Origin of the sequence: Pseudoalteromonas sp. SG41-5 (assembly GCF_014164495.1) — a bacterium.
GTDB classification, from domain to species: Bacteria; Pseudomonadota; Gammaproteobacteria; order Enterobacterales; family Alteromonadaceae; genus Pseudoalteromonas; species Pseudoalteromonas rhizosphaerae.
This window is the reverse complement of the sequence record NZ_JACJFH010000020.1, coordinates 30,855-41,589: the sequence shown is the minus strand read 5'-3', so window position 1 is coordinate 41,589 and position 10,735 is coordinate 30,855. Positions and strand designations below refer to the sequence as shown.

At 39.7% G+C, this 10,735-nt stretch carries 9 protein-coding genes; 7 read left to right on the top strand and 2 right to left on the bottom strand.

All coding sequences use genetic code 11. The features are described from left to right. Positions 1-8: 8 nt before the first annotated feature. From H5232_RS07660 to H5232_RS07630, 7 genes are all read left to right on the top strand, one after another. Positions 9-1,094 carry an ATP-binding protein gene (locus H5232_RS07660; RefSeq protein WP_182830731.1) on the top strand — a complete coding sequence of 362 codons (1,086 nt, stop codon included), beginning with the start codon at positions 9-11 and terminating at the stop codon, positions 1,092-1,094. Between the two features lie 45 nt (positions 1,095-1,139). Then, positions 1,140-1,676 carry a DNA-binding protein gene (locus H5232_RS07655; protein WP_182830730.1) on the top strand — a complete coding sequence of 179 codons (537 nt, stop codon included), beginning with the start codon at positions 1,140-1,142 and terminating at the stop codon, positions 1,674-1,676. 109 nt (positions 1,677-1,785) lie between these two features. Further along, complete coding sequence (locus H5232_RS07650; protein WP_064665414.1) at positions 1,786-2,187, top strand: TIR domain-containing protein; 402 nt, start codon at positions 1,786-1,788, stop codon at positions 2,185-2,187. After that, a complete protein-coding gene (locus H5232_RS07645; RefSeq protein WP_220496063.1) occupies positions 2,129-3,160 on the top strand; it encodes a caspase family protein in 1,032 nt (343 codons plus the stop codon). The genes H5232_RS07650 and H5232_RS07645 overlap by 59 nt, the downstream gene beginning before the upstream one ends. Next, a complete protein-coding gene (locus H5232_RS07640) occupies positions 3,160-3,648 on the top strand; it encodes a toll/interleukin-1 receptor domain-containing protein (protein ID WP_182830729.1) in 489 nt (162 codons plus the stop codon). Before H5232_RS07645 ends, H5232_RS07640 begins: the two co-directional genes overlap by 1 nt. A gap of 227 nt (positions 3,649-3,875) precedes the next feature. Beyond that, positions 3,876-4,877 carry a DNA polymerase IV gene (gene dinB / locus H5232_RS07635; RefSeq protein ID WP_182830741.1) on the top strand — a complete coding sequence of 334 codons (1,002 nt, stop codon included), beginning with the start codon at positions 3,876-3,878 and terminating at the stop codon, positions 4,875-4,877. A gap of 175 nt (positions 4,878-5,052) precedes the next feature. After that, the gene (locus H5232_RS07630; protein WP_182718306.1) at positions 5,053-6,576 is read left to right on the top strand and encodes a leucyl aminopeptidase family protein; all 1,524 of its coding nucleotides are present in this window, start codon (positions 5,053-5,055) and stop codon (positions 6,574-6,576) included. 70 nt (positions 6,577-6,646) lie between these two features. On the opposite strand, the gene H5232_RS07625 is transcribed toward H5232_RS07630, so the two are convergent. Together H5232_RS07625 and H5232_RS07620 are read right to left on the bottom strand one after the other, a co-directional pair. Then, positions 6,647-8,284 carry a methyl-accepting chemotaxis protein gene (locus tag H5232_RS07625; protein WP_182830728.1) on the bottom strand — a complete coding sequence of 546 codons (1,638 nt, stop codon included), beginning with the start codon at positions 8,282-8,284 and terminating at the stop codon, positions 6,647-6,649. 188 nt (positions 8,285-8,472) lie between these two features. Continuing rightward, positions 8,473-10,698: a S9 family peptidase gene (locus H5232_RS07620; RefSeq protein ID WP_182767647.1), complete on the bottom strand. Its 2,226-nt coding sequence runs from the start codon at positions 10,696-10,698 to the stop codon at positions 8,473-8,475. Positions 10,699-10,735 lie beyond the last annotated feature (37 nt).

Below are 10,735 nucleotides of genomic sequence, written 5' to 3'. Positions count from 1 at the left end.
GGGGTTGTATGAAAGCGAAAATAATTGAGTTGCTTACTAATAATCCAGGGTTAAAAGGTAAAGAGATAGCTAGAAAACTAAGCCTTGAAAAAAAGAGCGTAAACTCTTTCTTATACCATGACAAAAGCGGTACTTTTATTGAACGAAAAAATGAATGGTTTTTAGCTAATATAGGTGTCGTACTTCGATTTGAAAAGAGTGGTTGGCTAACTACTTGTGACTTTGAAGCACTTCTCAAAGAAGGAAGTGATGTTTGGTGTGACTCTGTAGAAACTGTAAGGTTTGAGTTTTATAATTGCTCAATACTATTAGGTGCTATTTCCAGGCTATTATCTTTAGTTAATCAGTTAGCATCTATAGGTAAGCACGTTACTCTTGATTTTACTGGGTGCACTAAGTCATTTTCATATTTGTGTAGAATTGGATTATTTGAAACTTTTCATGAGTCAGTAACTGTACTTCCTGAGAGAAAAGATAGTTCTTCTCATTATGGTAGTAATAAGAAAGTAATGGAATTCGTTTTAATACCAGCTGAAACACAGCAAACGAACTTACCTGTAAAGCTAAAAAACTCGTTTATCGAATTAGCGGGTGAGCAGCATTCAAATGCGGCATTTGGTTTTATAGCTGAATTTATTAACAATATTATTGAGCACTCACAAACTCCAACCCCAGGAGTGGCAGCACTTCAAGTCTATGGTAAAAGTAAAAATAGGACGAAAGTTCAGACTGTTTTTTCTGATAGCGGGAAAGGTATCATTGGTACGTTGAGGCCTGTTTTAGCCAAACGATACCCTCAATTACATAATAAGTATCCTCCGAATAAGGAAAATTCAGACATCCATTTATTAAATGAGGTTCTGCAGTCTGGCGGTGTAAGTGGTGCCAATGATGCTAATTATTTAGGCCGAGGTTTAGGACTTAAACTTAGTGCGAAACAAGCTGCAAAGTTTGATGCAACAATTTGTGTAAGACAAGAAACATTTGAACTTACGTTAAAATATGTCGATGGTAGGCTTGATGAATCCAGTTATAGCTCAGATCTCAAAAAAATATCTGGAACCCATATATGTTTTGACTTTTTTCTGCGTTAGTATGCTAGAATCTCGTTAAATAAATATAATTAATCAGAACGAATTATGTTGATAAAATTATTAGATATAACAGCCGATGCTCTCCCCAATGGGAATGTTAAGGGTAAAGATGTATATTCTAAACTACATAAAATGATTGAGTCCAGACAAGAGTTTGATACATTTGGGGTTTCACTAAAAGGTATTGAAGCTACCGACGCTTCTTTTCCGAGAGAAAGTGTTATGGCTTTAGCAAAGCACTACAGAGGAGAAAAGTTTATCTACCTCACAGATCTTCAGGATGAGGATTTAATTGATAATTGGACTTATGGTGCTATTGCCAAAAACCAACCTATGACTGTTTGGAATCATAAAAAGGTATTTTTCATAGGGCCTGATATGGCTAAATCTGTTAAAGAACTGACAGATTTTTTAATAATTAAGCAAAAAGTAACAACTAATCAAGTTTCTACTCATTTTGATATTACAACGCAAAACGCAAGCACTCGCCTCAAAAATATTTTCAAATTGGGCTATGCCAAAAGAGTTGAAGAAATAGCTGAATCTGGTGGTAAAGAGTTTGTCTATAAATTAATTAAATAAATCTGGTTAAAAAACTTTATTTAATCAGATTTGTGAGTTAACCTTATTCTATTAACCAAATCCCTAAGGTCTGGTTAAAAAAATATTATTAATCAGAACGAGGTTCCAAATGAAAACTTACCACTTATTTATTTCCCATTCATGGAATTATGGACATCAATACAGCAGCTTAACTACCTTACTTAGAAATAGAGCGCTTTTTAACTTTAGGAATTATTCTGTTCCTGAATCAAATCCTATTATTGGAGCAAGAACCGATAAGCAGCTTGAGGCGGCTATTGAGAATAAAGTTAAAGCTAGTTCAGTAGTAATAATAATGACGGGCGTGTACTCAACTTATAGTAAATGGATAAATAAAGAAATCGCTATAGCTAAACGTTTAGGAAAACCAATTTTAGCTGTAAAACCATATGGTGCAACGAATATGTCTTCAGTAGTTAGAGGTGCAGCAGATGAAATATGTAACTGGTCGACTGAAAGCGTTATTTCAGCAATTCGTCGTTTGGCTTAAGGGAGATAAAAAAATGAGAAAAGCTCTTTTTATAGGTGTAAACGACTATACCTTCATTAACCCATTAAGTGGCTGCAATAATGATGCAATAGAGATGGCTTCTGTTTTAACAAGACATGCATCAGGTACTCCTAATTTTCACAGTAAAACTTTTACTACTGCAGAAGATAATCTTAGTAGGCATACCTTAGAAACGTCAATTCAAGAGCTATTTTCAGGTTCTAGCGATGTTGCATTACTCTATTTTGCTGGTCATGGTTGCTTCGATACAAATCTTCATGAAGGAATGATTCTGCCCCAAGACTATAGAAATGCAAGCGACGGTATTCGTGTAAGTGACATTCTTACTTGGGCTAGTAATGCAACTGAGATAAAAAATAAAATTATTATTCTTGACTGCTGTGAAGCTGGCGGAGCTGGAGAAAGTAAGCAATTGAAAGGTGGCTCAAGCATAATTAGTGATGGTATTACTATCTTAACGGCATGTAGAAAAGATGAGTATGCACAAGAGTGTGCCGGACATGGCGTTTTCACTAGACTGTTACTTCAAGCATTGCACGGGGGGGCTGTTAATGTTCTTGGTCACGTTACCCCCGGTAGCTTATATTCTTTTGTTGATAATGCACTTGGTCCTTGGGAACAACGACCTGTTTTTAAAACAAATGTTTCTGAGTTTATTTCTTTAAAAGAGCACACACCACTTGTACCTTTAGAAACACTGAGAAGATTACCTGAATGGTTTCCTGAAGCTGAGTCTGTATTCGCTTTGACACCAGCTTATGAGCCTGAGCACCCTGACTTTGATCCTAAGTTGGGAGAAGTCTTTTCTCAACTGCAGCAATGTAATAGGCATAGTTTAATAGAGCCTGTCGATGCTGAGCATATGTACTTTGCAGCCATAAACTCTAAGGGATGTCGTTTGACTGCTCTAGGATCTTATTACCGTGAATTAGCAAAGAAAGGACATTTTTAATGAGTGTATTTATTAGTTATAAACATTTAGATCGTGATTTAGCTATGCAAATTGATCGTCGATTGAAGCTTGATAACATTACTACTTACTTAGATGTTCTAGATGCCGAATCTCAATCGACAGTGGATATAACAACAGTTATTACAAAGAATATAGCAAAGTGTACTCACTTAATTGCTGTAGTATCGAAAGAGACAGCTACATCTTGGTGGGTCCCTTTTGAAATCGGTGAGGCAACAATATCAGCTAAACGGATTGCTTCTTATCGTTCTAGCTTTAGCTCACTACCGGAATATTTAGAAATGTGGCCGAAAATGGATAGTATGCAACACTTGGATTTGTTTATTGAAACATACAAAAATGAGCAGCGAGAATCAGCTTATAACCGAAATATATTTGAGTCTGTAGGGTCTGTAGGGTCTGTAGGAGTTAAATCTGCAAGCGACTTCCATAGTACTTTAAAAGCTAAAATTCGCCGTGGGTATTAAATTATTTGAACACTACATTTGTGCCAGTTGTTGGAAATAGCTGGCATAAATAATAGTTGTGATCTATTTATCTCCCGAGAAATAATTTTTAATTTTATTAGAAATTAATGTAGGTAATTTTTGGAGTTTTATTTGTATATATAATGATATTAGTATCAATTGATTGTCATATTTTTTCTGGTTGGCTTACATTTTACACGCGAAGTTTTACAGGCGCAGCGGTCGAAATGCGCGATAACCCCGCGCTTGCTAATGTACCTTTGGCAATTGGTGGCAATAGTCGCCGTGGAGTGCTCTCTACAGCAAATTACATCGCCCGCGAATACGGTGTGCGATCTGCGATGTCTAACTACCGTGCTAAACAATTATGCCCAGATTTAGTGATTGTACCAGGGCGTATGCAAGTTTATAAACAAGCCTCTTCGCAAATTCGTGCTGTATTTAAGCACTATACCGATCTTATAGAGCCTCTTTCTTTAGATGAAGCTTACCTTGATGTGACTGACAGTAATGCATGCCATGGTAGTGCGACCTTAATGGCAGAGCAGATCCGCGCCGATATTTTTGCAGCCACCGGTTTAACTGCTTCGGCTGGAATTGCGCCGATAAAATTTATTGCCAAAATTGCCAGTGATGAAAATAAACCGAATGGTCAATTTGTAGTATTGCCTGAGCAAGTGGATGACTTTTTAGCGCAATTACCTTTGGGTAAAATACCCGGGGTCGGTAAGGTTACCCTTGAAAAACTCAATTTAAAAGGCTTATACACCGGTGCTGATGTGCGCGCTAAAGGGGTTAATTGGATGCAGCAACACGTTGGTAACTTTGGGGTCTCGCTGTATCAAAAATGTGCCGGTTTACATATTGGTAAAGTATCCACAGAACGTACCCGTAAATCGCTCAGTGTTGAGCATACCTACGAATATAATAAAACCAGCTTACAAGCGTGTTTAGATCAATTGCCAATATTATTGGCTGAGCTTCAACGTCGATTAACAAAGCAGCAATTAGAGCAACGTATAAATAAACTCAGTGTCAAAGTGAAGTTTGCTAATTTTGTGGTTACATCGGCCGATCAAACTTGCCACCGACTTGATGAAACTATCTTGGCTGAGCTGCTGAGCAAAGCATATCAACGTGGCTTGCAGCAGCCAGTGCGGTTACTCGGTGTAGGGGTCGGTGTTAAAAATGAACCGCAGCAACATGTACAGCTGAGTATATTAGACTAAGATACTGCGCGCTATTTGCTTCAATCAACGATAAGTGGGCAGTGAGTAACTGCTTTATTTTACACTGTAACTCCAAGTTGCCAGCGTTATGTTAGCTCGTCGTACATTGCTGGCAATAGCTATTTAAATCAATGATAATAAGCTCCTACGTTTTTTGACAACAGGACCTTTTTTTATGGCATATCCTCACGCAGTTGCAGCCCCGCAATTAGATAACGCAAAACATGATGCGCTTATTATTATTGCCGATAATTTTTCTGAGTTAGACGATCCGAATCTAAGCCAAGCTATTAAAGCGCAAATGGCGGTTGATGCACGTATTGGTAAGCAAGTCACGCTGCTTGTTGTTGATTCTAAACGGGTGATTTTAGCGCCGACAGGTCCATTAAATCGTGATTATGACGATGTACGTCGTTATTTTGATGCAGCTAAATTGGCTATTAATGAAGCTAAAGCATCAGGCAGTACAAAACCTGCTATTTACTTACCACAAGCAAGCCAAGATAGCCGTTATCAGTATGCCTTAGAAGTTGCTTATCTTGGTGCTTGCCAAGCGTTGTGGCAGCCGCTTGAGGCGCGCGAGTTTCATGGCGAAAGCATTGAACCGATCACTCAAATAGCCTTGTTTGGTGCTAATGAGCAAACAATTAAAGCAGTGAATGCCATTGCCGCAGGGCAGTATGCTGCTCGTGATTTATGTGGCACTGAGCCTGAGCGTATGGCGCCACCACGTTTTGCTGATTACTGTGTGGATTTATTTAAAGGCAGCAAGGTCAATGTTGCAGTGATTGCAGATATTGCCACGATTGATAAAGAGTACCCGATGATGAGTACCGTAGCTCGCGCTTCATATGCGGTTGAGCGTCATCACCCTCGGGTTGTAAAACTTGAATATGTACCAGAGGGCGAAGTAACACGTACCTTAATGTTTGTCGGTAAAGGCTTAGTATATGACACCGGTGGTGCCGATTTGAAAGTGGGCGGGCATATGGCCGGTATGAGCCGTGATAAAGGCGGCGCAGCCTCTGTTGCTGGTTTTATGAAATCAGTGGCAGACTTTCAACCACAAGGCGTTAAAGTTATTGCATACTTAGCGGTAGTTCGTAACTCAATTGGTTCTGATTGTTTTGTACCAGATGAAATTATTACTAGCCGTGAGGGCGTACGTGTTCGCATCGGTAATACGGATGCAGAAGGGCGCTTAGCTATGGGGGATTTACTCAGCGAGATGAAAGATTTAGCAAAAGGAGAAGTTAATCCTGAAATCTTTACGGTCGCAACCTTAACCGGACATGCAGCTCGTGCAATGGGACCTTACAGTGCATACGTTGAAAATGGCCCTGCACGTGCGGCTAATATTTCTCGTAAGCTGGCTGACAGTGGTGACTTATGGGCTGATGGTGCAGAAGTTTCTCGCAGCCGTCGCGAAGACTATGATTTTATTAAACCGCGTACTTTAGCTGATGACGTATTATCAAGTAACAATGCAGCATCAGCAGTTACCGCACGTGGTCATCAGTTCCCTATGGCATTTTTAGCTATTGTTGGTGGCCTTGATAAGCATGGTTGTGAGTCAGCACAGCCTTTACCTTATGTGCATATGGATATTGCCGGTAGTGGTGTTGAAGGTGGTGATTGGCAGCACGGTAAACCAACTGCAGCAGGCCTAAGCAGTTTATTTGCTCGTTACTGCTTATAATAAGCAGTATTAAATACAACAGCCCCGTTATATAAAATGACGGGGCTTTTTTGTAATTTGTTTTTGTTAATTAATCTAATTTAAAGCGATTAACCACATCAGTTAGCTGTTGGCTACTGTGTTTAAGATTATCGCTCGCACCAGAAAGTTGTGATGTATTGGCCAGAGACTGTTCGGTTGATTGCGATAGTTCATTAATTCGCAAATTGACTTCATCCGCAGCACTTGATTGTTGCTCAGTCGCACGGGCTATTTGACCATTCATATCGGTGATCACTGACACCAGACGTTCAATTTCAGTTAATGAGGTATTGGCAGATCCGGCTTGTTGTACTGTGCTGGTGGATAATTGTTGGCTAGCTGTTACCGCCTCTACGGCCGCCTTTGCGCCTTTTTGTAATTTGGCTATCATCGCCTGAATTTCGTCTGTACTCTTGCCTGTGCGACTTGCAAGAGTGCGTACTTCATCAGCTACAACGGCAAACCCCCGGCCTTGTTCGCCAGCACGTGCCGCTTCGATTGCAGCATTGAGTGCCAGTAAATTGGTTTGCTCCGCAATACCGCGTATCACGTCTAGTACCGATCCTATATTATTACTTTCTTGAGCTAAATCAGCGGTAACTTGACTCACAATCTCAATATTTTTGGACAGTGTTTCTATGGCTTGGATTGTTTTAGCAACGACTTCTTTACCTTCAGATGCATTCACCGCGGCTTGGTTAGCGGCTTGTTCAGCCGCTTCGGCATTGCGACTTACATCATGAATTTGGTGGGTCATTTGCTCCATTGCTGCAGCGACTTGCGTTGAGCTATCGTTTTGCAGTTCAATAAAAGAATGATTGGTTTTACTCGCATCATCCACTGTTTGGGCATGCTGGTTAACATCATTGGCATTATTTGCCACTTGTTTAAGTGACTCACGCATTTTGGTAGTAAATAAATTAAAGTGGCGAGATAACCGTGATACCTCATCATTACCATTTTCATCTAAGGTTTGGGTTAAATCCCCTTCACCTTGAGAGATACTTTTCATCATATTTGCAGCAAGCCGAGTTGGTAATAAAATACTTCTGGCGATTAAGTAACTTAAACTAATTAATAGCAAAATAATCACTGCGGCATTGAGAATAACTAAATTCCGTAAGCTGGCAAAAGCCTCATCAATAGTATCAATATAGACACCTGAACCGACTATCCATTGCCATGGGGTAAAACCTTTCACATAGGCTATTTTATCAACTGGCTGATCTTTGCCTGGTTTAGGCCATTTGTAAGGGATAAAACCTTCACCACTTTGCTTAACTATTTTAACCATTTCAACAAATAACGGTACGCCATCGGGGTCTTTACTGTTGCTGAGTGATTTACCGTTTAACTCTGGTTTAAAAGGGTGCATAACCATGGCTGGCTGAAAATCATTGATCCAGAAGTAATTGTCATTGTCATAGCGAATACTAGCTATCGTAGTTAGTGCACCTTGTTGGGCTTGTTGCTCGGTGAGTTCGCCGCTTTGTTGAAATGAATGATAATGGGTAATAACACTATAAGCAGCTTCAACCAGATTTTTTGTTTTCGTATATTGGCCTGCTTTGAGTGAACTATATTGCTGAGTTAAACTGGTAATACTTAAAAAAAGTAAACCAACAACGACCAAACTTACCAAGATAGCTAAGCGCTGAAAAATAGTAAAACGGCGTAGGTACGACATAAAAAATCCTTTAGAAGTGCTCGCAGTAGGCGCGCATATATTAAGCGTAGTAAATATTACTTTAAAATCTAGTTAACTGTCCCTTGTTTTGGTCTAAATTATTTTAAATAAATAGGATTATCATTAAGTCAAAAAAAAGGCCGATTTTTCAATCAGCCTTTAGTCTAACTTGGGGAGTCAATACTGACTTACTCTACATCAAAATGACGATTAAAGAAGTTAGTGATTGTTTGATGCAAGTGAGTTTGCACTTGTTTACCCCGTAAGCTGTGCTTGGAACCTGGGTAAGTCATCATTTCAAATTGCTTTTCGTTATCTTGCAATTGTTTGAATAACTTAGTGGCATGGGTAAACAATACGTTATCGTCGGCCATACCATGGTAGATCATTAATGGCCCTTTCAAGCCATCTGCGTATGGAAATACCGCACTGTCTGCATAGCCTTTGGCATTTGTATCAGGATGTCCTAAATAACGCTCGGTATAGTGAGTATCATACAGTGCCCAATCAGTCACTGGCGCTCCAGATACGCCTGCTTGAAAATAATCACCAGCTTTAAACATGGTCATTAATGCCATATAGCCACCGTAACTGTGACCATAAATACCAATGCGTTGTGGGTCAACATAATCAAGCGTACGTAAAAATTCGACACCTTTGATTTGATCAGCCACTTCAACCACACCTAAATGTTTGTAAATGGCATCTTCAAATTTTTTACCACGATTATACGAACCACGGTTATCTAATTGGAACACTACATAACCTTGCTGTGCCATATATTGGAAATATAAGTTCTTGCTGCGCCAACTATTGGTTACGCGTTGTGCGTGTGGGCCGCCATAGACATTGACAAGAACAGGGTGTTTTTTACCATCATTTACCGTTGCAGGTTTAAATAAACGATAGTGCATCACTTGACCATCATCAGCAGTCAAAGTGCCATATTCAGGCTCTGCTAGATCAGCAAGATAAGGGGTCAGAGGATGGTTTTCATCAAGTTTGTTTTGCTCTAACCAAGTAACAAATTCACCGTTTACTTTACGCAGTGCCGCTGAGTTTGGTTTGTTGACCGATGAACTGTTATCAATAAAAGTTTTACTGTCTTTTGCCATTACCACATTGTGATAAGCACCTTGCTCCGTGATACGTTTAATATCGCCCTTTTTAAACAGTGGAACACTGTATAGCTGGCTTTCCAAAGGCGTGTCTTTGCGTCCGGCAAAGTAGACAATGCCTTTTTTCTCATCAATACCTTTTAAGCTATCAACCACCCAGTCACCATCGGTGATCTGACGCACTAACTTACCATTGGTACGATATAGATATAAATGCTTAAAGCCATTGCGCTCAGAGGCCCAAACAAAATGTTTTTTGTCTTTCAAAAACTGTAGATCAAAATGTAAGTTGATCCAGCTATCACTAGTTTCTGTTAAGGCGACTTTTTGCTCTGTTGTTTCGCTGTTATAAAAGCGCAATTCTAAGTTGTGCTGTGAGCGGTTTTGCCACTGATATGATAGGGTTTTGTCATCTTCTAACCATTTTGCACGGGCAATGTAAATGTCTTCGTCTTTACCTAGATCAATCCAATCAGTTTTTTGATTATCGAGCTTAACCACACCAAGTTGAATTTTTACATTATTAGTGCCGGTAAATGGGTAGCGTTGGTTAAACAGTTTCACTTCATCAGCGTAAATTTCATTGCGGATAGCTTCTTTAACTGGGCTTTCGTCAATGCGAGTAAAGGCTATTTTTGATTCATCACCAGACCACCAATAACCTGTCATTCGGCCCATTTCTTCTTGCGCGACAAACTCCGCCATGGCGTTTTTGATCACACCGCCGCCATCTTTACTCAGCTGAATTTCTTTACCTGATTTAAGATTTAGCGCATAAAGATTTTGTTCACGGACAAACGAGACAAAGTTTCCTTTTGGTGAAAAGCGTGCGTCGGTTTCAAATGCCTCAGTATCGGTCAGTTTACGGCTTTTTCCTGCTCCTAGCTCGTAATAATAGAGGTCACCATTAAGTGGAAATAACAAGGCTTTACCGTCTTTAGACCATTTGTATTCTAAAATACCTTTACCAAAAATACGTTGGCGCTCACGGCGTGCTTTTTCTTCGTCAGAGAGGTTTTCGGGGCCTGAAAAAAGTTTGGCAGAGTCGACTAAAATACGATTTTTGTTATCTTTTAAATTATATTCCCACAAATCATAACGGTTGTAATCGTCGCTTTTACCTTGCAGGTAGGTAACTCGGCTACCGTCTGGTGAAAACTTAAGCTGTACAGGTGCTTTACCCGCTAAACTTGGATCATCAAAAATACGTTCTAAAGTAAGAGGCTTCGCTTGCACTGTGATGGCTGTTGCCACCAAAGGTAGCAAGTATGAGAGGTGTTTAATTTTTTTTAACACGTGTTTACCTTCGCTCGAATAAAAACTGCAACGATGG

Coding starts and splice junctions, on each gene's coding strand:
- H5232_RS07660 (WP_182830731.1), top strand. CDS start 9: ATGAAAGCGAAAATAATTGAGTTGCTTACTAATAATCCAGGGTTAAAA.
- H5232_RS07655 (WP_182830730.1), top strand. CDS start 1,140: ATGTTGATAAAATTATTAGATATAACAGCCGATGCTCTCCCCAATGGG.
- H5232_RS07650 (WP_064665414.1), top strand. CDS start 1,786: ATGAAAACTTACCACTTATTTATTTCCCATTCATGGAATTATGGACAT.
- H5232_RS07645 (WP_220496063.1), top strand. CDS start 2,129: ATGAAATATGTAACTGGTCGACTGAAAGCGTTATTTCAGCAATTCGTC.
- H5232_RS07640 (WP_182830729.1), top strand. CDS start 3,160: ATGAGTGTATTTATTAGTTATAAACATTTAGATCGTGATTTAGCTATG.
- dinB (WP_182830741.1), top strand. CDS start 3,876: ATGCGCGATAACCCCGCGCTTGCTAATGTACCTTTGGCAATTGGTGGC.
- H5232_RS07630 (WP_182718306.1), top strand. CDS start 5,053: ATGGCATATCCTCACGCAGTTGCAGCCCCGCAATTAGATAACGCAAAA.
- H5232_RS07625 (WP_182830728.1), bottom strand. CDS start 8,284: ATGTCGTACCTACGCCGTTTTACTATTTTTCAGCGCTTAGCTATCTTG.